Below are 21842 nucleotides of genomic sequence, written 5' to 3'. Positions count from 1 at the left end.
CGAGCATGACGAGACCAACTCTCCAGCAGTCGCACGGGCCCGCGTACACCCGCATCTACGCCCTCGGCGCCGCCCGCGGTGCGAACGCGGTGCCGAACGACGACCTCGTCGGCCCGATCAACTCCTCCGACGAGTGGATCCAGCAGCGCACGGGCATCATCACCCGCGCCCGCGCCGGCGCCGACGTGTCGGCGCTCGATCTCGCCACCGAGGCGGCGAAGGAGGCGATCGCACGTTCGGGCGTCGCTCCCGAGCTCATCGACCTCGTGATCGTCGCGACGATCTCGAACGTGCAGCAGACCCCGTCGATGGCCGCCGTCGTCGCCGACCGGGTGGGCGCGAACCCCGCCGCGGCCTACGACAGCAACGCCGCGTGCGCCGGCTACGCCTATGCGGTCGCCCAGGCCGACGCCCTCATCCGCACGGGCGGCGCGCACTACGCGCTCGTCATCGGCGCCGAGAAGCTCTCGGACGTCGTCGACCCGACCGATCGGAGCATCTCGTTCCTGCTCGGCGACGGTGCCGGTGCCGCGGTCATCGGCCCGAGCGACACGCCCGGGATCGCACGCACCGTGTGGGGCTCCGACGGCTCGAAGGCGGGTGCGGTCGGCATGAACGGCACGCTCACCGAGTTCCGCGACGGCACGGCCGAGTGGCCGACGCTGCGCCAGGAGGGCCAGACGGTCTTCCGCTGGGCCGTCTGGGACATGGCGAAGGTCGCGAAGCAGGCGCTGGATGCCGCGGGCGTCACGAGCGCCGACCTCGCCGCCTTCATCCCGCACCAGGCGAACATGCGCATCATCGACGAGTTCGCGAAGCAGTTGAAGCTGCCCGAGTCCGTCGTGATCGCGCGCGACATCGCGACGACCGGCAACACCTCGGCCGCGTCCATCCCGCTCGCGACGCACCGTCTGCTCGAAGAGCACCCTGAACTTTCCGGGGGCCTCGCCCTCCAGATCGGCTTCGGCGCGGGCCTCGTGTTCGGCGCCCAAGTGGTGGTTCTTCCCTGAACCGCCGACCCCTGTCCATCTAGACTGTCTCTCGGTCAAACGAGACACCCCTCAAGGAGAAGAACCATGGCATTGTCCACCGAAGAAGTGCTTGCCGGCCTGGCCGAGCTCATCAACGACGAGACCGGCATTGCAACCGACACGGTTGAGCTGGACAAGTCGTTCACCGACGACCTCGACATCGACTCGATCTCGATGATGACCATCGTCGTCAACGCCGAAGAGAAGTTCGACGTGAAGATCCCCGACGAAGAGGTCAAGAACCTCAAGACCGTCGGCGACGCCGTCAGCTTCATCGTCAAGGCCCAGGCCTAGTCGCTGCGACGAGCGGGCCGCGGCATCGCCCGGCCCGCTCGATCCGTTTCCTTCGCCTTCCTCCCCCGGAGTGTTTTCGTCATGACCAAGAAGATCGTCATCACGGGTATCGGTGCGACCTCGCCCATCGGCGGCACCGCTCGTGACAGCTGGAACGCGCTGCTCGCCGGCGAGTCCGGCGCCCGTGCCCTCGAGCACGACTGGGTCGCCGAGCTCGAACTGCCCGTGACCTTCGCAGCGACCGCCAAGGTCGCCGCGTCCGAGGTGCTCGAGCGCCACGAGATGAAGCGGCTCGACCCGTCGAGCCAGTTCGCGCTCATCGCCGGCCGCGAGGCCTGGGCCGACGCGGGCGCCCCCGAGGTCGAGCCCGAGCGGCTCGCCGTCGACTGGGCGACCGGCATCGGCGGCGTCTGGACCCTGCTCGACGCATGGGACACCCTGCGCGAGCGCGGCCCCCGTCGCGTGCTGCCCATGACCGTGCCGATGCTCATGCCGAACGGCCCGGGAGCTGCGGTCGGCATGGACCTGCACGCCCGCGCCGGCATCCGCACCGTCGTCTCGGCATGCGCATCGAGCACCGAGTCGCTCGTCAACGCCTACAACCAGCTGCAGGCGGGCGAGGCCGACGTCGTCATCGCCGGCGGTTCCGAGGCGGCGATCCACCCGATCACCATCGCCTCGTTCGCCTCGATGCAGGCGCTCTCGAAGCGCAACGACGACCCGGCGACCGCGTCGCGCCCGTACGACGTCAACCGCGACGGCTTCGTGATGGGCGAGGGCGCCGCCGCGCTCGTCGTCGAGACCGAGGAGCACGCCAAGGCCCGTGGCGCACGCATCTACGCCGAGCTGCTCGGCGGTGCCGTCACGAGCGACGCGTACCACATCACGGCGCCCGACCCCGCGGGTCTCGGGGCGTCGCGTGCGATGCGCGCGACCCTCGAAGCGGCGGGCCTCGGGCCCGCCGACGTCGCGCACGTCAACGTGCACGCGACGAGTACACCGGTCGGCGACATCGCCGAGTACACGGCGCTCCGCGAGGTCTTCGGTGATCACCTCGACAACATCGCGATCAGTGCGACCAAGGCATCGACCGGGCACCTGCTCGGCGGCGCCGGCGCGATCGAGGCGATGTTCACGGTGCTCGCGCTCCACGAACGCACCGCTCCCCCGACGATCAACGTCACCGAGCTCGACCCCGAGATCCCGCTCGACGTGGTGCGCGAGCCGCGCACGCTCGCCGACGGCGAGCTCGTCGCGATCTCGAACTCGTTCGGCTTCGGCGGGCACAACGCCGTCGTCGGATTCCGTTCGGTCTGACGCCAGTGCATGACGAAGGTCCCGGTGCGATTCGCACCGGGACCTTCGTCGTCGTCGGGCCCGCTGCTTCACTCGTACGTCTGCCGGGGACTCGTCCATCCGACCTCCGCGTCGCGCCGCAGCGGGCCCGCGATCCTCATCACCCCACCTGGTGCAGCCAGACGACGGGGGCGAAGTCGCTGGCATGACGGAACGGCTCGAGTTCGTCGTCCCAGGCCTGGCCGAGCGCGAGCCGCAGTTCGCGGTGCACCTCGAGCGCGTCGAGCCCGCCCACCTCGAGGGCGTAGCGGACGCGGTCCTCTGGGATGACGGTGTTGCCGGCGGCGTCGGTCTGCGCGAAGAAGACGCCGAGCTCGGGCGTGTGCATCCAGCGGGCTCCGTCGTTGCCGGGCGTGGGGTCTTCGCTCACCTCGAAGCGCAACTGCTCCCAGCCGCGCAGCGCCGACGCGATCTTGGCGCCGGTGCCGGGTTCGCCCTCCCAGTAGAACTCGGCGCGCATGGCACCGCGAAGCACGGGCTGTTCCTGCCAATCGAAATTCACGGGTACGCCGAGGGCGCGCCCTGCTGCCCATTCGACGTGCGGACAGAGCGCCCGCAGCGAGGAATGCACGAACAGCACACCCCGCGCGGAGCGTGCGGCCCGCGCGACCGTCTCTGCCATCTCCTTCTCCGTTCTGCTGAGGTGCGTCTTCCCCTACGACCTCTGAACGGCGGGTGGCCGGATGTTCGATTGTGCGCGACAAGCGCCGCATCGCCGATTATGCCCCGGATCAGGGCGGTTCACAAGAGGCCGGGCCGCGGCCGCGCGCTGCGATCCGAAGATCACTATGCTCGGTGAGGTATTCGCTCGACACGAAGGAGTCGCGATGGCCGTTCGTGAGGCGCTCTTGGCATCGCTCATTCCCGGCCCCGGCTACGGCTTCCAGCTGCACGGTGCGCTCACTGCTCGAACGGGCGGCCGGCGCCAGGTGAACGTCGGTCAGAGCTACGCGACGCTCGAACGTGCGACCAAGGCGAAGCTGATCGAGGCGGCCGGCACCACCGAGGACGGCCTGCCGCTGCACCGGCTCACCGCGACCGGCCGCGGCGCCGCCGATGCCTGGCTGGGCGGCGAGGATGCCTCGGGCGCCGACCCGTGGGACGAGACCGTCGACCGCGTGCTGATCGCGGCCTCGCTGCCCGGAGTGGACGTGTCGCCGATCGTGGCGGCCGAGGGTCGGCGCTGGCGCGAACGGCTCGAGGCGGCCGAGTTCGTCGACGATGCCGGCCCCGAGTCGGCATCGGGCACGTCGGCCGACCCCGCGCTGGCCGCGCTCGCCCGTGCGGCCGACGCCGCGCGGGCCCGGGCGGCGATCGACTGGCTCGAGCGCGTGGCCGTGGCCGTGGCATCCGGGCCGTCGCTCGAGCTCGTGCCGAGCGCCGAGCGCCCGCGACGCGGGCGCCGCCCCTCGGCGCCCCCCGAGAGCGACGCCGACCCTCAGCCCTCGGCCATCGCGTAGCTGTCGACCACCGCGAGGTCGAGCGGGAAGTCGACCGGGAAGTCGCCGAAGAGCAGCCGCCCCGAGTCGGCGGCGCACTCGGCGACCGCTGCGGCGACCTCGTCGGCGCGGTCGGCCGGCGTGTGCACGATGATCTCATCGTGGAGGAAGTACACGAGGTGCGGGACCGCCTCGAACGCTCGACCGGAACGCGCGGCCAGGGTGCTCGACGGGGCGAGCGTGCTGAGCCGCGTCCTGAGCGCCGCCATCCAGCAGAGCGCCCATTCGGCGGCGCTGCCCTGCACGACGAAGTTGCGGGTGAATCTGCCCCACTCGCGCGCGGCGGACCGTGCACGCCGCTCGTCGACGGCCGTGGCGTCGGGGTCGCTCGCCCGCGCCTGCGTCTCGCGCCACGAGGCGGGGGGCACCGGCGACGAGCGGCCGAGGTTCGTGGTGACCTGACCGCCGCGCTCCCCCACCGCGGCGGCGCGGTCGACGAGTGCCATCGCACGCGGGTAGGCGCGCGCGAGTCTCGGAACGAGCCGGCCGCTGTCGCCCGTCGTCGCACCGTACATCGCGCCGAGGATCGCGACCTTCGCCTGGTCGCGCGTCTCGACGACGCCGGCGTCGACGATGCCCCGATAGAGGTCGGTGCCGCGGGCGGCGCCGGCGAGGGCCTCGTCGCGGGCGAGCCCGGCGAGCACGCGCGGTTCGAGTTGGGCTGCGTCGGCGACGACGAGCTTCCACCCGGGGTCGGCCACCACCGCGGCCCGCACGTTCTTCGGCAACTGCAGGGCGCCGCCGCCTGAGGTCGCCCACCGACCGGTGGCCGTCCCGCCCGGCACGTAGTCGGGACGGAACCGCCCGTCCACGATCCACTCGTCGAGCCACGACCAACCGTTCGCGCTGAGGAGCCTCGCGAGCCGCTTGTACGCGAGCAGCGGTTCGATCGCCGGATGATCGTGCTCGCGCAGCTCCCATTTGCCCGTGGAGGCGACCTGGATGCCCGCCCGCCGCAGTGCACGCAGCAGCTCGACCTGCGAATCGAGGTTGACCGTGGGCTGCTCGAGCGCGGTGCGCACTTCGAGGGCGAGCGCCTCCATTCGAGCGGGCTTCCAGCCGTGCTTCGGCTTCGCGCCCAGCTCGCGTTCGAGCACGGACTCGTGCACGACGCGATCCCAGGGCAGGCCGGCCGACCGCAGCTCGACGCCGATGAGCGCCCCCGCCGACTCGGCGGCGAGCAGGAGCTGCATCGCCCGCGGTCGCGCGCTCGTCTCGACGAGCCGCATCTGGCGCAGGTATTCGACGACGACGGCGTCGACCGGCACGTCGCCGGCGAGAGCACCGGATGCCTCGGCGGCACCCTCCGACGCATCGGCAGACCCGGCGCTCGCCGGTGCGGAGCCGGCGGCATCGACCGAGAACGACTCGTCGTGGACCTCGTCGAACTCGTCGAGGTCGAACAGCGCGGTCGCTCGTGCGGACGCCGCGACACTCGGGGCGACCGCGATCGCGCCGTCGACGCCGGCGAGGTTGGGGGCCGCCGAGAGCCAGCGCGGGCGAGGCTCGGCGCCTGCCGCGCGAGCTGCGACGACATCGGCCGAGCCCTCGACGATCGCGCCGCCGAGCAGGAGGTCGTGGCAGCGTTCGACACGCACGCCCGCCGCGAGCAACGCCGGATACCAGCGGCGCGCGTCGCTCCACACCCACCGGGGGCGCTGCCGCTCGAGCTCGGCGACCGCGGCCGGCAGCCCGGCGGGCCCGAGCACCGCGAGCGGCTGGGAGGGATCGGCGAGATCGACGAGCGCGACCCGGCCGCGCGGCGCCGTTCCGATTGCGATCCGCATCCCTACATTCTCGTGCCGGGCACCGACAACGTTCACCGCGGATGCCGCGTCCCGGCCGCATGTCGGTGGTGAGGGGCAGGATCATCGCCATGAGGAGCACACGGGGCGGCGCATGGTCGCCGTGAGATTCCGCTGCGGGCACGGGGCCGCTGCCGGCGACGGCACCGTCACGATCTCGCGCGGGTGCCCGATGTGCATGCTCGTCGACGAGATGCAGCGTTCACGCAGTGAACTGCTGCGCAGGGTGGCGCCCGCACAGCGCGCGCGACTTTCGGTCGAGACCCGCATCGGCGCCGAATACGACTGGCGATGCGAGCGCGGCCACGACCGCTACACCGCGACCGTGCGCGAGGCGCTGACGAGCCCGGGCTGCCCGAAGTGCCGCCGCAACGCCGCCGGGCCGAGCGCCGCCCGTGAGGCCGGCCTCGCCTACATGAACCACGGGCTGCGCACCCGAACCTCCGCGACCGAGCAGCGCCTGCGCGTTCTGCTCGGCGAGCGCATCCGCCTGCACCACCGGGTGAACGCCGTACGGATCGCGCGCACGTTCTACGGCCGCCAGGAGGTCTGGCCCGACATCCTGGTGCCGCAGCTGCGCATCGCCGTCGAGTACGACGACCCGGGCCGCTCGCGACGGGCGCACTCGGGTCTCAAAGCCGCCTCAGACCTCGAGAAGGACGAGGCGCTGCGCGAGGTCGGATGGGACGTGATCCGCATTCGAACCGCCGGCCTCGAGGCGATCAGCCCGACCAGCATCGTGTGCCGCGCGCTCACCGTCGAGGTCGTCGACGAGGTGGTGGCGATCATGCGACGGCTGCGCGGCGACGCGGCAGTCGATGCGCTCGCCGTCACCGGGCCCGCGCGGGCCGCCGCTTCATCGTGAATCGACTGCCGTGAATCGACTGCTCTGAGCAGCCGCTTCCCGATGGAGGCGGTCGCGAATCGACGGCATGATGAAGGCAGGCACCGATGAAGGGCACACCATGCTGATCTATTCGATGAGCGCCTCGGTCGACGGCTACATCGCCGACCGCGACGGAGGGTTCGACTGGTCGGTCCCGAGCGAGGAACAGTTCCGCTTCCACCTCGAAGAGACCCGCTCGCTCGGCGGCGTCGTGTGCGGCCGCAGGCTCTACGAGACGATGCTTCCCTGGGAGAACGACCCCTCGCTGCGCGATGAAGAACTCGGTGCCGAATTCGCCGACGCCTGGAACGCGCTGCCCAAGGTCGTCTTCAGCCGCACGCTCGACCGCGTCGAAGGCAACGCACGCCTCGCGCGCGGTTCGCTCGCAGAAGAGGTCGCCGCCGCGCTCGCCGCGACCGACAAGCACGTAGAGATCGGTGGTGCGAGTCTCGCCGCCGAGGCGATCGGACTCGGTCCCGTCGACGAGTTCCGCATCTTCCGCAACCCCGTCATCGTCGGCGGTGGAACTCCCCTGCTGCCGCCAGTGGCCGAGCAGATCGACCTCGAGCTCGTCGAGACGCGCACCTTCGCGTCGCGGGTCGTCTACGAGCGGTATCGGCTCGCAGGAGCCGAGCGGTCCTGACGCGGCCTCGTCGAGGACTCCGGCGGTTCGACCGGAGACGCTCCTCCTCGACGGCGCTCAGGTCACGAGCTGCGTGAACAGCTCGTAGACCATGAAGGCGGGCCAGAAGATCCCCTGGAAGAACGCCCAGATGAACAGCCAGAACTCGTCGGCTCGCTGGAAGAAGAAGACCCATGCGCCGATGACGCCCAGTCCGTAGATGGCGCCGCCGCCGGCGAAGCATCCCGCATTCGAGCTCTGGTCAGTCATCTCGCACCTCCTGGGCACGGTCGATCACGCATCGAGGGCCGAACCTCGCGGCCGGCCGAACGACCCGCCGGGACCGCCGAACGCCACCCCGGCTCTCGCCGCTCAGTGTACGCGCGGCCGGCCCCGGCCGACACCATGCCCTTCCTCAGTCGATCGGTTCGAACTCGTTGAGCCGCCAGGTCTGGTCGAACCAGGGTTCCAGGGGGCCGTAGAGCCGGAAGAGCTGGAACCAGGCCTTGCCCGGGATCGTCTCGACCCAGTTCGATTCCTTGCCCTCCGGCGCGGCCGGCCCGAAGTAGAGATCGTACGAGCCGTCGTCGTTGACACTGATCTTGCCGTCGTTGCTGGCGATCGCCGGATACGGCGTCGAAGGGACGACCAGCAGCGACCGGGTCTGGGTGTCGTAGACGTCGACCGCCCAGAAGTTCTTCGCGGGCGGGTTCGCGTCGACGTGCAGGCGGTAGGTCCTGCCGCCGTCGAGCAGGTCGCCGTTCGCATCGTGCACGGTGTACGCGTAGGCCGAGCCCGCCCCAACCTGGGCGTGCGCCATGGCCGGCGTGATGACGGTGGCGAGGTAGTGGAACTGGGTTCGGGCATCGAGGAGTCGGGCACCGTTGCGCAGGAACTCGTAGCTGCCGCCCACGAATCCGTTGCGCCACGAGCCGTACAGCACGGCGTCGGGATCGCGCGGTGCGTAGGCGATCACGCGGGCGATGCCGGCCGCGATCGGCGCGGCCCGCTCGAGGATCGCCTTCTGCCTGGCGTCAGGGGCGAACGGCTGTCCGTTCACGATCCCGATCGCGGCGAGCTGCCCGGCGCGCTCTGCGTCGAGCGCCTCGACCGGCTCCTCCTGCACGAGCTCGGCGACCTCCTCGAAGAACGAGAAGTCGTTGGCGTGCACAGTGTTGATCGCGAGTTCGGAGAGGTTGACGAACTCGTTCTCCTCGGGATCCCCTGCCTGCGCCAGCGGATAGATGCGCGTCTGCTTCATCGCAGGAACGCCACCGAGGGCCCGCAGCACCACGAAGTTCGTGTAGGTCGGCGTGCTGTACGTGAAGTATCCGTCGGGGATCTCGCCGTCGTAGCCCGGCGGAAGGAACAGGTACTTGCCGCCCGCCCCCCGATCGGGGCCGGCGATGCCCATGTCGGCCACGTAGCGGAACCAGAAGTCGTCGACCACGCAGAGCGACTGCGGCGGCGCTTCGATGACCGTCGGGCCCCACGCCTTCAAGTCGAGCATCGTGACGCCGTAGGTCGTCTCCGTGTTCGGGGTGAGATACAGCGCCTTCGAGGTCGCCCGCGGCTCCGTGATGCCGATCTGCCGAGCCGTCTCGACTCCCGCAGCGCGCAGCCCGTTGCGGAAAGCCACGAGCGAAGCGCCCGGCACGGCGTTGAGGAACACCTCGATGCCGCGCATGAGGTCGAGTGCGTCGTACGCGGTCTCGACGGTCTCGGGCAGCGGCAGCCCGTCGAAGAATCGAAGCTCGCCGAACGGCGATGGTACGCGGTCGGCGGTACTCAACGAGGCCACGGCCTCCACCATCTCTTCGGTGCTGAGCCCCGTGCGGTTCTGGTCGGACATGCATCTCCCCCATGTGCGGTGTTCGTGCCTTCACTCTGGCAGCGGCCCGCCCGCGGGACAAGCGGCGCCGACGGCGGGCGCCCGATCATCCGTGAACCGGTCGACTACTGAGCCACTTCCGGCTTCTTTACGTGCGCGGCGGGATGTTGTTGTTCATCCGGAACAGGTTGTCGGGATCGTATGTCGTCTTGGCCGCCACCAGCCGGTCGTAGTTCGCTCCGTACGAGGCGCGCACGAGTGCCTCCTTCTCTTCGCCGAAGCCCACGAAGTTCAGGTAGGGACGGTCTGTGGCGAATCGCTCCTGCATCGCCGCCCACGTCTTTCGAGTCCAGTCGATGCACCGCTCGGTCGCCTCGGGATCGAACCACGAGGTGTCGAGGCTGAGCAGGTACTTGGCGTCGCGCTGGGCGAATGCCGTGGCATCCGGAGCGACCCGCTCGATCTCGCCGCCCAGCTGCCAGAAGTTCACGATCGCGTCAGGCGACGGCCGGTCGGCGGCGGCTTCGACGACCGCGTCGAGCAGGTCATCGCTCGGCTCCCCGACGAGCAGCGACTTCCAGTAGTAGTAGCCGCCGGAGGGGAAGAACGCATCGAATGAGCTCTGGGCGACCGCCCAGGGCGCGCGCCCGCTGAGGTCGAGGATCGGCGTGGCCCAGTCGAGCACCGGCGCCAGCAGCCGCTCCCCCTCGTCGGGATCGCCCGAGTAGACGACCAGGGCGACGACCATCGGCATCCCATGCAGTTCCGCGGGGAAGTCGTCGACCGCCGGCACGCTCCAGAACATCACCTGCGGCCCGAATTCGTCGGGCGCGGTCGCGCAGAAGTCCCGGTACTTCCGCAGCACGGCCGGCGCATCGTCGAGCGAGAAGATCGGGGCCGCCTGGTAGATCTCGGGTCCGACCGGATGCAGGGCGAACTCGAACGACGTGACGACGCCGAAGTTGCTCCCGGCGCCCCGCACCGCCCAGAACAACTCGGGATTCACCGAGTCGCTCGCGGTGCGCACCTGCCCGTCGGCCGTGACGATCTCGACCGACCGCAGGTTGTCGAGCGCCAGCCCGTACTTGCGATGCAAGGAGCCCAGACCGCCGTGCAGCGTCAGGCCCGCGACCCCGGTGGTGCTCACCTGGCCGCCCGGCGCGGCAAGACCCCACAGCTGCGTCTCACGGTCGACGTCGCCCCACGTCGCACCGCCCTGCACACGAGCGACGCGGCGCTCGGGATCGACCTGCACGCCGCGCATCTCGGTGAGATCGATCACGATCCCCCCGTCGTTGACGGCGTTGCCGGCGACGTTGTGCGCACCGCCGCGGATCGAGACGAGCAGGCCGTGTTCACGGGCGAATCCGACCGCGTCGACCACGTCGGCCGTTCCATGGCACTGCACGATCAACGCTGGACGCCGATCGATCAGCCCGTTCCGCACCCGGCGAGCATCGTCGTAGGCGGTATCGCCCGGCTGGATGACGCCACCGCGCACCCCCGCTGCGAACTCCTGGATCCGTTCCGCGTCGATCGACGCCGCTGCTTCGGTGCTCATGTCAGGCTCCTTCGGCACTCGCCGGAACCGGTCCGATCGACGGAGGAACCGGGCGGGGCGTCGTTTCGCCGTGCGTCCCGAGCGTGGGTGTGAAGGCGTCGATCGCAGGATCCGACTTCGTCACCCATCATCCTCTCCCCCGACCTGCGACGTCCAGAACCGAGAGCACTGAGGTTTGTGAGCATCGCGTCGGCCGCACTGACCCGCGACGTGATCGCCCCGATTCGCCCCATGGCCGAAGTCGTCGGGTGCGAGGAGCCCGACGGGTTCGGCGTGATGTCGCCCGCACTCGCCGGGCGGGCTGCTCAGGCTGGCGGGACCTTCGGCCATCCAGGGGAAGCGGTTCCGCTCTTGAATTGGGCCGTGGATGACAGTTCGGCCGTCCATGAACAGGGGGACGCACATGGAAGCGGAAGTACTCGACGACGTCTCATCTCCCGTCGGCGTCGATGCCCGATGGCGGTCTTTGCTCCGGCTCGGTGCCGGCGCAGCGCTGTTCGTGGTGATCATGATCCCGATCCAGGCGCTCGTATTCATCCTCATCCCTCCGCCGCAGACGGTCCTCGAGTACTTCGATCTCTTCGAGCGCAACCCATTGCTCGGCCTACTGGATCTCGACCTTCTCTTGACGATCGACTACCTTGCGATGATCCCGTTCTACTTGGCATTGTTCGTGGTGCTCAAGTGGTCATCGGCGACCTCGGCTCTGGTGGCCCTGGTGGTGGGCCTGCTCAGTGTGACGCTCTTCCTGTTCTCGCGCGAGGCGACGTTCTCGATGTGGCTCCTGAGCAGCCAGTACGCCTCCGCAGACACCGCAGTGCAACAGGCGGCGCTGGTGGCCTCCGGCCAGACGCTGCTCACGCTCTACGACGGTGGCTCGTTCGGGCTCAGCTACCTGCTCGGCGCCGTCAGCACGCTGATCTTCTCGGTCGCCATGGTCAGATACCGTGTCTTCGGGCTCCTCCCCGGCATCGTCGGAATCATCACCGGAGTCACCATGCTCGTCCCGGCCAACCTGGGCCAGATCGGCGTGTCCGTCGCGATGCTGTCGCTGATTCCGACGGCGCTGTGGCTGATTCTCCTGAGTCGCGCGTTCTTCCGCACCGCCACGTCCATCGCTTCGGACAGCGGCTCCGACCGCAACGCAGTTGCCCGAATGTGATTAGGGTTCGTAGGGCGGACGGGACTTGAACCCGTGACCGATATCGCCGCTCCTGCAGTTTCCAGACTACTCGGGTTGCCTCGGAGCGCCTTGACCCGGTTCGGATCGAATAAACGTTGGATCAACGTGAAGAGTTCACGTCCGCGCCCATCCCGTGATGTCCCGAGACCTGACAGTCGGCGAAGCGCCCAGCCCCGTCAGGCTAGGCGCTGGAACGAGCGGAGGTGGTTCTCCGAGCCGGCGAGGAGCCGCTCGAGCACGCTCACCACATCGGCCTCGTCCTCGGCCGCGATGGCCGCACTGAGGTCGGTGATGTCCTTCTCCTCGATCAGGATGCCGACCTGGATGGCTTCGTCGAGGCTCGTCGAGCCGCGCGCGACCAATTGGTCGTACAGGGCCTGCAGGTCCGGATCGGCGAAGACGCCGACCTCCGCCGAGCGCGGATCGGCGATGCCGCGATCGCCGAGGAGCGGCGCGACCAGGCTCTGGTGGGTGGTCTCGCTCTCGGCGATGTTGGCGAAGATGCCGGTGCCCCACTCTTCGCCGAGCGTGACGTAGACGTCGTGAGCGAGCTTCTCCTCCTCGATGAGGAAGAGCAGGGCGGTGGTCGTGTCGTATGGCGCGACGGCTTCGGGCTCGGGAGCATCGGCCGTCGGAGGTTCCTCGGAGGGCGTCGTTGCGATCGTCGCGGGCGCGGCATCCGGACTCTGTCTCGGCGCACCCGTCAGGGTTATGGCGACGCCGACGCCCGCGAGCACCACGGCGCCCGCCACGATGCTCGTGGTGATGGTCAGCTTCTTCATGGCCCTGCCTCCCTCAATCGCACCGGCGTGGGTCGCCGATCACTACGGCACCGTGTGGCGCTCGCCGCGCTTGGGCGGCACGTACGTGCAGGTGTCGCCCGCGCAGAGCTGCGGCTTCTCCCTGCTGAACCGGCGCTGGAGCTCGCATCCCACGCAGATGCCGAAGGCGCTCTCGATGAAGAGCAGGCTCAGGCAGACGCTGCAGAGTGCGAGCTGGATCTCGGCGCTGACGCCGAGGAACCCCATCGCGGTGCAGGAGACGAGGGCGAGCACGAGCCCGATGATCCAGGCGAGCCTCTTCTGTTGCGCGCCGACCCATTCGGGGCGCTGGCGGCGCACGATGAGCGACCCGATGACCAGGCTCGGCGTGTACCGCGTTCCCACGAACAGCCGCATCGACATGTCGAACAGGAAGGTCAAGCCGAACACCCGCAGGAGTTGCAACTCACCGGTCAGCGCCGCCGTCGTGACGGCGACGATCCCGAAAAGCAGGAGCAGCCCTGCGGATGCACGCACGGCACGTTCGTTCACGACCGGGATGTCGATGCCGTCGACGAGCTGGCCGATGACGGGAACCTCGGGTTCCGACTTCGCCGGCGTCGCCATGGTTCGTCACCTCAACGCGAGAACAGGCGCGCGAAGAAGCCGGGCTCCTTCGCGTGCCCCTCGCAGCGCTGACTGCGCGGCACGCCTCGCATGACCTGGTCGACATGCTGGCCGCAGCCGGCCCAGGTCATCTTTCCGCACTTGCGACAGGTGACTGCACTGCACATGGATGGTTCTCCTCGGGTTGGGGTTCGGGGGCGGGTCAGGGCGCTCAGCGCTGGGCGTGGTTACCGTCGCACCACTGTGCGACGGGCACGATTTGCCTCACATCGTCGACGTGCTGGCCGCAGCCGGACCAGGTCGTCTTTCCGCAGGTGCACGGGACGGGACTGCACATGATGGGCTCTCCTCAAGGGTGTGTGGTGTGGTGGACGAGGCTTAGGCGACGAGTGCAGGAACCGCCGAGCTGGCCCTCGTGCCGGCGCTCCAGGTCAGGTATCCGCCGTCGAGGTTCACGGCTTCGCGGCCGAGCTGGGCGAGCAGCCGCACGCCGGTGTGGCCGCGCTGGCCGACCTTGCAGTGCACGATGAGGCGCCCCTCGGGCAGCTCGTCCGTGCGCGATCGGATCTCGTCGAGCGGGATGTTGATCGAGCCCGGGATAGCGCCGTCGGCGTGTTCTCCCGCCGTGCGCACGTCGACGAGGGTCGCACCCGCGTCGAGTTCAGCCTCCAGCTCATGCCACTGGATCGAGGGGGTGAGGCCGTCGGCCGCGTTGAGTGCGACGTAGCCGAGCATGTTGACCGGATCCTTCGCCGACGAGTACTGCGGCGCGTACGCCAGCTCGAGGTCGGCGAGCTCGGAAGCCGTGATGCCGCCCGCGATGGCCGTGGCGATCACGTCGATGCGCTTGTCGACCCCGTCGCCACCGACGCCCTGAGCGCCGAGGATCTCATCGGTCACGGCGTCCACCACGAGCTTGAGCGACATCGACTCCGCACCGGGGTAATAGCCGGTGTGAGAGGCCGGGTGGGTATGGAAGACGCGGATGTCGCGGCCGATACGCCGTAGCAGCTTCTCGTTCCAGCCAGTCGCCGCGATGGTGAGGCCCATGACGCCGACGACGGCGGTGCCGAGGGCGTCGCGCACCCGGATCGTCTTGCCCGTGATGGCGTCGGCCACGAGGCGACCATGCCGGTTGGCCAGGCCCGCGAGCGCGACGAGCCGCTGCTCACCGGAGATGGCGTCGGTCTTCTCGACCGCGTCGCCGATCGCGTAGATGTGCGGGTCGCTCGTGCGGAGCTGGTCGTCGACCCGGATGCCGCCGCGCTCGCCGATCGCGAGGCCGGCCCCCTTCGCGAGGGAAGTGTCGGGCCGCACGCCGATGGAGGCGAGCACGAACTCGGCGGAGACCACCGAACCGTCGGAGAGGGTCGCCGTGTCTGGGCCGAGCTCGGTGACCTGCGTGCCGAGGCGCACGTCGACTCCGGCGGCGCGGAGGCGGTCGGCGACGGGGCCGGCCATCTCGGGGTCGAGGGGCGGCAGCACCTGGTCGCCGAGCTCGACGAGCGTCACGCCGAGGCCGCGGTGCACGAGGTTCTCGACCATCTCGAGACCGATGAATCCCGCGCCGATGACCAGCGCACTGTTCGGAGCGACGGTGAGCTCGGCCATCGCGGCGTCGACGTCGTCGATGTCGCGCAGCGTCAGCATGCGCTCGCCGCCGGGAAGCGGGGGCCGCACGGGCGTCGCCCCGGGCGAGAGCACGAGCGCGTCGTAGGCCTCATCGGTCTCCTCCCCCGTCGTGAGGTCGCGGACGCGAACCGTCTTGGCGTCGCGGTCGATCGAGACGGCCTCAGTGCGCACGCGCACGTCGAGGTTGAACCGGCTGCCGAGCGACGCGGGGGTCTGCAGGAGCAGGCTGTCGCGCTGCTCGATGACGCCGCCGAGGTAATAGGGCAGTCCGCAGTTCGCGAACGAGACATGGCCACCGCGCTCGAGCACCGTGATCCGGGCGTTCTCGTCGAGCCGGCGCAGGCGGGTGGCGGCGGACATGCCGCCGGCGACTCCGCCGATGATGAGGTAGCGCTTCTGGGTCATGAGCCCATGGTACGGATACCCCGGGGGTATTGTCAAAATACCCTCGGTGTATTCACAGGCACGTGCGCGGGCGGCGCGTCAACCCGTGCGAATCGCGCCCATCACGCCGAGATCCTCGTGGTCGAGGATGTGGCACGCTGGCGATTCCTCGAGCGACCCGTGCGAGACCTCGGTGTCGATACGGTCATGGTCGAACTCGCGGCCGTCTATCGTGAGCCCATACCGCCCGCCCGGCTCCATCGCGAGCGTCAGGGTGCGATGCAGGGGTTCACTCACGGCCGTAGCGACTCAGCGACCTCTGGCTCGGCCGCCGGCTCGGCACCGTCGGTGCCGGGCGCACCCCTGCGGTTGAGGATGCGCCGGATGACGGCATCCACCCCGGCGCCCACCACCGCAGCCACCGCGATGGCGAGCACGATCGCCACGAGGGGCTGCTCATGCAGCCACTGCCCCGCGACGATGCCGAAGAGCGCCGAGTACGCAGCCCACGTGACGCCAGCCGCGATCGAGAGCGGCAGGAAGCGCCGGAACGGATACCTCGTGGCACCGGCCGTCATGTTCACGGCAATGCGTCCCACCGGGACGTAGCGCGCGGTGAAGATGAGCAGCGCTCCGCGGCGGTCGAGCCCGCGGCGCGCCCAGTCGAGCGTCGCGGCGACGCGCTTCGTCCGCATCCAACGGAAGCGGGTCGTGCCGAGAACTCGCCCAAGTCGGTAGGCGATGTTGTCGCCGACGATGGCACCGGCACCGGCGACAGCGATGAGCAGCAGCAGGTTCGGCTCCCCTGCGGCGACCGAGACGGTGGCGGCGCCGACGACGACGGTCTCGCTCGGGACCGGCGGGAAGAACCCGTCGATCACGCACACAGCGAACACCACGAGGAACAGCCAAGGGGATGCCGCGAGGTCGGTCACGAGAGTGTTCAGCAGTGTCAGCAGGTCCATGGCTGCGACGCTACGGGCGGGCCCGTGGGCGCTACATCCGACCGAAGGTTCGACTGCACCATACTTTCGTCAGTGTTCCGGATTCGTTCGGCTTTCTACTATGGGGGGATGCTGCGTTCCGGTCGTCCGAGGCGAGAGAAGTGGCCGACGCCGCTCGGCGTCGTGACGCTGCTCTTCGCGACGTCGATCGCGTTGCCGTTGGCCCGGTGGGGTGACTCGGCTCTGGTGCTCGCCCTGCTCCCCGCCGTGGTCGCGGGCTACCTGGCCGGACGCCGCATGGCGGGGCTCATCCCGGCCGTAGTGACGTTCACGGTCGTACTCGCGCTCTCGCTGCCGGTCTCGTACCTGATGCCCGGCACGGCGCCGCTCGGCGACTGGATGGCGAGCGTGCTGATCGCACTGCTGACCGTGGTCGCCCCGTGGTGGTACGGCAGGTTCCGCCTGCTGCGCGCCGAGCAGCAGAAGTCGGACGCCGCGATCCTGGCCGCACGTGCGCAGGCCGAGGAGCGCGCTCGCATCGCCGACGACCTCCACGACACGATCGGGCACGAGCTCGCCCTGATCGCAGTGCAGGCGGGCGCGCTCGAGCTCGGACGCGACCTGGCACCCGACCAGCGGGAGCAGTTCCGCGAACTGCGCGAGGCCGCGGTGCGCGCGAGCGGTCGCCTGCAAGACGTGGTGAAGATGACCAGACCCGACGGGCCGAGCCGCATGGACCCGGTCGGTGGCGAGGGCATCGAGTCCCTCGTGGCCGGTGCGCGCGATGCCGGCATGACCGTCCGCGCCGAGATCGACCGTGTGGCGATCGCCGGGGCTCATCCGCTCATCGCGGAGCTCGCCGTGCGCACGGTCCGCGAAGGCCTGACGAACTCGGTGCGCCACGCGCCGGGCGCGGAGGTCGTCGTCGGCGTGACGCAGGACGGGCCCGATGCGATCGCCGTATGGGTGCGCTCGGGTGCTTCGACCGGAGGCGAAGCACAGGGCGGCGGGCACGGCATCCCGAGCCTTGGTCGTCGTGCGGAGCTGCTCGGCGCGACGATTCAGGCGGGGCCCGACGAACACGGCTTCGAGTTGCGACTGCGTGCGCCGGCGGAGCCTCTGCCGTCGGCGCACGACACGACCGGGGCGGCCGAGGTGGCGCTGCGGTCGAACGCGCAGACGGCCCGTCGGCGTGTGCTGCAGGCAGCGGTGGTCCCGGCGACGATCCTCGCGCTCACGCTCGTCGGGTTCCTCGTCGTCCAGGCGATCACGGTGGCGCACACGGCGATCTCGTCGAACGCCTACGAGGGGATCGGGCTCGGCACCACGCGGGCGGAGCTCGCTCCGCTTCTCCCTGCCGGCATTCCCGGCCCGGTGCCGATCGTAGGCGAGCCGCCGCTGCCCGACGGCTCGGAGTGCGAGTACTTCGCCGCGCGCGATGGCTGGCTTCACTTCACCGATGCGACGTACCGACTCTGCTTCGAGCAAGGCGTGCTCGTCGAGAAGATCTTGCTGGAGGCGTCGTGATCCGCGTGCTCATCGCCGACGACGAGGCCATGATGCGGGCGGGGGTACGCGCGATCCTTGAGTCCGACACCGAGATCGAGGTCGTCTTCGAGGCAGCCGACGGTCACGAGGCGATCGCGGGGGCGCAGCGCCACCGGCCCGACGTGGCAGTACTCGACATCCGGATGCCTCGGCTCGACGGCCTCGCCGCTGCCTCCGAGATCGCGGCCACCGTTCCGGCCACGCGCGTCGTAATGCTGACGACGTTCGGCGAGGACGAGTACATCGAACGCGCGCTCGGCGGTGGCGCGCTGGGATTCCTGTTGAAGGCGGCGGACCCGAGGGAGCTGATCGCCGGCGTGCGCGTGGTCTCGGAAGGCGGCGCGTATCTCTCACCCGACATCGCCCGCCGCGTCATTGCGCCCTACCGCGACGGCGATCGGCTCCGCAGCGCGAAAGCTCGGGAGGCGATCGCGGCGCTCACCGATCGCGAGCGCGATGTGCTCAGGCTGCTTGCCGCCGGCGCCTCGAACGCCGAGATAGGCGCGCAGCTGCATCTCGTGGAAGGGACCGTGAAGGGATACGTGAGCGCGATCCTCGTGAAGCTCGAGGTGCGGAACCGCGTCGAGGCGGCGGTGCTCGCGCATCGGGCGGGGATCGTCACGGTGGGGTGACTTGACGACGAGATGCTCGGCGATCGCATGTCGTCAGCACCGGCTCCAAGCCGATTGCGGAGAGTCGTTCGGCGTTCATACCTACGAGGTATGCGAGGCCATTCCAGCTGAACCGAGGGCAGTCATGGGTGACTCGAACACGCCACCACAGAACGATTGAGTTGCAGAATAAACGGCCAATAAGTGGCACACGCATCAGGTCTCATCCTTTTCACTCGGACGAGAATCCCTGATCAGATCAATTTCACCGTAGGGCGGACGGGACTTGAACCCGTGACCGATGGATCTCCTCGGCCCGCGGCCGCCATCTCGGCCCAAGCCGGGATGCCTCGATCTTTCTCGACGTGATCAGGAACTTCTTGCCGGGATCGCCGCGATCTGTTGTCGATGCTACCCGATGCGCTCGGCCGTCCTCGGGGCATCTCGGGTCAAAAGTGTTGAATAAACGTGCGCGGATCAAGTCCCCGAAGTGGGCCGGACCGCAGTGCCGGCTGCGCGACAGGTACGATCCGTCGCCGCGTTGTGGAATCGAACGTTCGTGCCGTCGGCTTATGGGCATCACTATGTACGCACCGCACGCGTCGGTAGATCGCTGCGGAGCGTACGCTGGTAGCCGACGACGATCAGACGGCGATTCGGAGGATCTTCGGGCATCACCGAACCTCTCATCGTGCCCGAGCGGAGATGAGGCTTCGATGATCTGGGCGATTCGGGATGCCTAGCAGCAGTCCTGGTCGCACTGTTCGGGCGGGCAGATTGTCGGGTCGCAGCAGTCCATCAAGTCACCTCCTCTTCCATTTCCTCGAAGAGCTCGAGCGGTGATTCGACTTCGCCACGCCACGCTTCAATACCCTCGCGTACGGCGAGGGCCGCAACGACCAGTGCGGCGACTGAGTCAGCCCACGTCCAGCCGAACAGGGAGTTCAGCAGCAGGCCGATCAGCACGGTCCCGGAGAGGTAGATGCACAGCAGAAGCTGCTTGGCGTCGGCCTGCACGCTGCGGGACTCGAGCTCGCGGCCGGTACGGAACTGGAACCAGGCGAGAGTGGGCATGATTACCAGACTCGCGACGGCGATTGCGATGCCGAGGGGGCTGTGTCCGACGGGTTCGACGCCGGTGAGCGCGAGGATCGCGTCGACGGTCACGTATGCGGCGAGGGCGAAGAACGCGATCCCGATCGCCCGCACGGTCGGCTTCTCCCAGCGTTCAGGGTTCTTCCGGGTGAATTGCCACGCGACGGCCACGGCCGAGAGCACCTCGATGAACGAGTCGAGGCCAAAACCGATTAGGGCCGCCGACGAGGCGGCGGCGCCGGCGGAGACCGCGATGATCCCCTCCAGCACGTTGTAGGTGATCGTGAACCCGACGATCAGTCGAACCCGGCGGTGCAGGACGGCGCGCCGCTCGGTCGTGAGCGCTTGGCTCATCGTGCCGCCTCTCCGCAGCAGCCCGGCACCGAGCAGAACGGATCGATGCACGGTGCGTCCTCGTCCACCGCGAGGGTGACCTCGAGCAGCGAGGTCAGCGCGCGAGTCAGGTGCGGGTCTGAGATCTCGTAGCGGGTCTGCCGCCCCTCGGGCTCCGCGACTACGATGCCGCAATCGCGAAGGCACGCCAGATGATTCGACACGTTCGACCGTGTCAGCCCCAACTCGCGAGAGAGCACCGCCGGGTAGCTCGGCCCATCCAGCAGCGTCATCAGGATTCGTGAACGGGTCGGATCGGCCATCGCTCGGCCGAGCCGGTTCATCGTGTCCACACCGCTAGCAATAGTCAGCACACGATGACTATACAGCTATCACTGACCTGTTGGTCATGTGTTGATGGTTCGATCAGCACGCGCATCTCGTTCGCGCAGGTGCGAACGAACTCGTGGCGGTTGCTCGGTAGAGGCTCGTACCGAGGCACCCGAGTTGTGGGTCAGCCCACCCCTGACCGGTCCTTCGAGAGGGACGGCACGGGCGGCACGAAATCGAGCCTCCGACCAGTTCAACCAGTGTCTGCGTCACGACAGCGAGCGGCGCGGTTGCGGGCTCGGCCGAAGAGCGAGCGTTCACCGCAGAACCACATACTAGAGTTCCGGGTCGCGCCACCGAAGACGGTCGGCGCGCGTCTCCGGCCGCCGGGGCCAGCGACCCGCCCCGTGAACAGCATCACCGCGAGGAACGCCAGGTAGAGCGAGACAACGCGCAGGAACGTAGGCGCCTCGGAGCCGACGGCCGCGATCTGCGAGCCGATGCGGAGGCGAGGGTGAACCGCGCCCTTGCTGCCACGCAATCCTCGGGGAACGGCACGGCTTCATGGCCGCGTGAGCATCGAGCGTCGCCGCTTGGCAGGACGACAGGCATCACGTCAAGCCCGGCGAGATTCCGCCTCGACCATCAGTGTCGGGCACGTCTGGCGGGCGCCTGTCGCTGCAGCCGGCCTCCAATATGGCCCGGGGTACCAGACTTCGCCGTCGTGGCGCAACGCCCTTGCCGCGCCGTGGCTCACCTGATCACGTGGAGGCGGTACAACCGAGGAGGTTCGAGCAACATGTCCATGGATCGGAATGCAGTCGACCGGCAGCAGGACCGACAGGCCAGTCACGTCGAGCACGACCAGACGAACCATGCGGAATCCGGCGAGGGCGACGCGCAGCAGTCGAAGCAGGTGCTGAAGGTGTACCTGCGCTTCGCCGCGATGATCCTGACCTCGATGGTGGTCATGTACTTCGTGATGTTCGCAGGCTCGTGGGAGTGGACGCACATCCGGTTCAGCCAGAGCCGCATCTTCATGGCCGTGACGATGGGCGGCACCATGGGACTGGTCATGCTGGCCTGGATGCTCGGCATGTACAAGAGCACGAAGGGCAACATCGCCGTCATCGCCGCGAGCGTGCTCCTCATCGGCGGCGGCATCGCCCTCGACCGCACGCAGGCCACCGTGAACGACACGTCGTTCATGCGCGCGATGATCCCGCACCACTCACTGGCGATCACCCGGTCCGAGCGGTTCCAGAACGAGGACGTCCGCGTCTGCGAGCTCGCCGTCGAGATCAGCGAGGCGCAGCGACGCGAGATCACCGAGATGGACTGGCTGATCCGCGACATCGAGGAGAACGGCCCGGCGACGACCGCCGCCGAGGCGGAATCGCGCGCCGTGCCCGACTTCGGCGAGCCGGCCGATCGGACCTGTCCCGCCGACTGACGTCGGGCCTCGCCGGACCGTTGGCCGAAGTCGCAGGGACGAAGGTCACGGAGCGC

The 21842-nt window shown here is 69.1% G+C and carries 22 protein-coding genes; 10 read left to right on the top strand and 12 right to left on the bottom strand.

The annotated features are described in order from the left end of the window. The first annotated feature begins 5 nt into the window (after window positions 1-5). The 3 genes from GQQ93_RS11945 (at window position 6) to GQQ93_RS11935 (ending at window position 2642) form a co-directional block, all read left to right on the top strand. A complete protein-coding gene (locus GQQ93_RS11945; protein WP_157424452.1) occupies window positions 6-1010 on the top strand; it encodes a beta-ketoacyl-ACP synthase III in 1005 nt (334 codons plus the stop codon). Between the two features lie 66 nt (window positions 1011-1076). Continuing rightward, the gene (locus GQQ93_RS11940; protein WP_026378239.1) at window positions 1077-1325 is read left to right on the top strand and encodes an acyl carrier protein; all 249 of its coding nucleotides are present in this window, start codon (window positions 1077-1079) and stop codon (window positions 1323-1325) included. Between the two features lie 81 nt (window positions 1326-1406). Then, on the top strand, window positions 1407-2642 hold the full coding sequence (locus GQQ93_RS11935) for a beta-ketoacyl-[acyl-carrier-protein] synthase family protein (RefSeq protein ID WP_157424451.1): 1236 nt from the start codon (window positions 1407-1409) through the stop codon (window positions 2640-2642). 139 nt (window positions 2643-2781) lie between these two features. Here the strand turns inward: GQQ93_RS11935 and GQQ93_RS11930 are convergent, their stop codons facing one another. After that, the gene (locus GQQ93_RS11930; RefSeq protein ID WP_157424450.1) at window positions 2782-3303 is read right to left on the bottom strand and encodes a DUF3145 domain-containing protein; all 522 of its coding nucleotides are present in this window, start codon (window positions 3301-3303) and stop codon (window positions 2782-2784) included. 205 nt (window positions 3304-3508) lie between these two features. Here GQQ93_RS11930 and GQQ93_RS11925 point away from each other — a divergent pair, with 205 nt between their 5' ends. Beyond that, complete coding sequence (locus tag GQQ93_RS11925) at window positions 3509-4141, top strand: PadR family transcriptional regulator (RefSeq protein WP_170296185.1); 633 nt, start codon at window positions 3509-3511, stop codon at window positions 4139-4141. On the opposite strand, the gene GQQ93_RS11920 is transcribed toward GQQ93_RS11925, so the two are convergent. Next, on the bottom strand, window positions 4120-5967 hold the full coding sequence (locus GQQ93_RS11920) for a bifunctional 3'-5' exonuclease/DNA polymerase (protein ID WP_157424448.1): 1848 nt from the start codon (window positions 5965-5967) through the stop codon (window positions 4120-4122). The genes GQQ93_RS11925 and GQQ93_RS11920 overlap by 22 nt on opposite strands. Window positions 5968-6079: 112 nt before the next feature. Here GQQ93_RS11920 and GQQ93_RS11915 point away from each other — a divergent pair, with 112 nt between their 5' ends. Together GQQ93_RS11915 and GQQ93_RS11910 are read left to right on the top strand one after the other, a co-directional pair. Next, window positions 6080-6850 (top strand): hypothetical protein, encoded by a 771-nt coding sequence (locus GQQ93_RS11915; protein ID WP_157424447.1) that lies wholly within the window; start codon window positions 6080-6082, stop codon window positions 6848-6850. Between the two features lie 100 nt (window positions 6851-6950). Next, complete coding sequence (locus GQQ93_RS11910) at window positions 6951-7514, top strand: dihydrofolate reductase family protein (protein WP_157424446.1); 564 nt, start codon at window positions 6951-6953, stop codon at window positions 7512-7514. A 57-nt stretch (window positions 7515-7571) separates the two neighbouring features. Here GQQ93_RS11910 and GQQ93_RS11905 read toward each other — a convergent pair whose 3' ends face one another. From GQQ93_RS11905 to GQQ93_RS11895, 3 genes are all read right to left on the bottom strand, one after another. Then, a complete protein-coding gene (locus GQQ93_RS11905; RefSeq protein WP_157424445.1) occupies window positions 7572-7763 on the bottom strand; it encodes a hypothetical protein in 192 nt (63 codons plus the stop codon). Window positions 7764-7908: 145 nt separating this feature from the next. Continuing rightward, window positions 7909-9345, bottom strand: a complete 1437-nt coding sequence (locus GQQ93_RS11900) for a DUF1254 domain-containing protein (protein WP_212277325.1) — start codon at window positions 9343-9345, stop codon at window positions 7909-7911. Between the two features lie 127 nt (window positions 9346-9472). Further along, a complete protein-coding gene (locus tag GQQ93_RS11895; protein ID WP_212277324.1) occupies window positions 9473-10885 on the bottom strand; it encodes an FAD-binding oxidoreductase in 1413 nt (470 codons plus the stop codon). 403 nt (window positions 10886-11288) lie between these two features. On the opposite strand from GQQ93_RS11895, the gene GQQ93_RS11890 reads away from it, so the two are divergent. After that, on the top strand, window positions 11289-12047 hold the full coding sequence (locus tag GQQ93_RS11890; RefSeq protein WP_157424444.1) for a hypothetical protein: 759 nt from the start codon (window positions 11289-11291) through the stop codon (window positions 12045-12047). Window positions 12048-12244: 197 nt separating this feature from the next. Here GQQ93_RS11890 and GQQ93_RS11885 read toward each other — a convergent pair whose 3' ends face one another. The 5 genes from GQQ93_RS11885 to GQQ93_RS11860 all read right to left on the bottom strand — a co-directional run bounded on the left by GQQ93_RS11885 (window position 12245) and on the right by GQQ93_RS11860 (window position 16437). Further along, window positions 12245-12850: a DUF2202 domain-containing protein gene (locus GQQ93_RS11885; RefSeq protein WP_157424443.1), complete on the bottom strand. Its 606-nt coding sequence runs from the start codon at window positions 12848-12850 to the stop codon at window positions 12245-12247. A 42-nt stretch (window positions 12851-12892) separates the two neighbouring features. Next, the gene (locus GQQ93_RS11880; protein ID WP_157424442.1) at window positions 12893-13456 is read right to left on the bottom strand and encodes a DUF4395 domain-containing protein; all 564 of its coding nucleotides are present in this window, start codon (window positions 13454-13456) and stop codon (window positions 12893-12895) included. A 378-nt stretch (window positions 13457-13834) separates the two neighbouring features. Then, window positions 13835-15493 carry an FAD-dependent oxidoreductase gene (locus GQQ93_RS11870; RefSeq protein ID WP_157424440.1) on the bottom strand — a complete coding sequence of 553 codons (1659 nt, stop codon included), beginning with the start codon at window positions 15491-15493 and terminating at the stop codon, window positions 13835-13837. Between the two features lie 78 nt (window positions 15494-15571). Then, a complete protein-coding gene (locus GQQ93_RS11865; protein ID WP_157424439.1) occupies window positions 15572-15769 on the bottom strand; it encodes a hypothetical protein in 198 nt (65 codons plus the stop codon). Further along, window positions 15766-16437 (bottom strand): DedA family protein, encoded by a 672-nt coding sequence (locus tag GQQ93_RS11860; RefSeq protein WP_212277323.1) that lies wholly within the window; start codon window positions 16435-16437, stop codon window positions 15766-15768. Before GQQ93_RS11860 ends, GQQ93_RS11865 begins: the two co-directional genes overlap by 4 nt. A gap of 108 nt (window positions 16438-16545) precedes the next feature. Between GQQ93_RS11860 and GQQ93_RS11855 the strand changes: the two genes are divergently transcribed. Beyond that, entirely contained in the window at window positions 16546-17943 is a 1398-nt protein-coding gene (locus GQQ93_RS11855) for a sensor histidine kinase (protein ID WP_157424438.1), read from the top strand. Further along, complete coding sequence (locus GQQ93_RS11850) at window positions 17940-18596, top strand: response regulator transcription factor (protein WP_157424437.1); 657 nt, start codon at window positions 17940-17942, stop codon at window positions 18594-18596. Before GQQ93_RS11855 ends, GQQ93_RS11850 begins: the two co-directional genes overlap by 4 nt. Before the next feature lie 777 nt (window positions 18597-19373). On the opposite strand, the gene GQQ93_RS11845 is transcribed toward GQQ93_RS11850, so the two are convergent. Further along, on the bottom strand, window positions 19374-20024 hold the full coding sequence (locus tag GQQ93_RS11845) for a cation efflux transmembrane domain-containing protein (RefSeq protein WP_157424436.1): 651 nt from the start codon (window positions 20022-20024) through the stop codon (window positions 19374-19376). Continuing rightward, window positions 20021-20377 (bottom strand): Cd(II)/Pb(II)-sensing metalloregulatory transcriptional regulator CmtR, encoded by a 357-nt coding sequence (gene cmtR / locus GQQ93_RS11840; RefSeq protein WP_157424435.1) that lies wholly within the window; start codon window positions 20375-20377, stop codon window positions 20021-20023. The genes GQQ93_RS11845 and cmtR overlap by 4 nt, the downstream gene beginning before the upstream one ends. Window positions 20378-21138: 761 nt before the next feature. Here cmtR and GQQ93_RS11835 point away from each other — a divergent pair. Continuing rightward, window positions 21139-21786, top strand: coding sequence for a DUF305 domain-containing protein (locus GQQ93_RS11835; RefSeq protein ID WP_157424434.1), 648 nt, complete (start codon window positions 21139-21141; stop codon window positions 21784-21786). Window positions 21787-21842: the final 56 nt, after the last annotated feature.

The organism is Agromyces lapidis (genome assembly GCF_009749405.1).
Taxonomy (GTDB): Bacteria; Actinomycetota; Actinomycetes; order Actinomycetales; family Microbacteriaceae; genus Agromyces; species Agromyces lapidis.
This window is presented reverse-complemented; position numbering and strand designations above follow the sequence as displayed.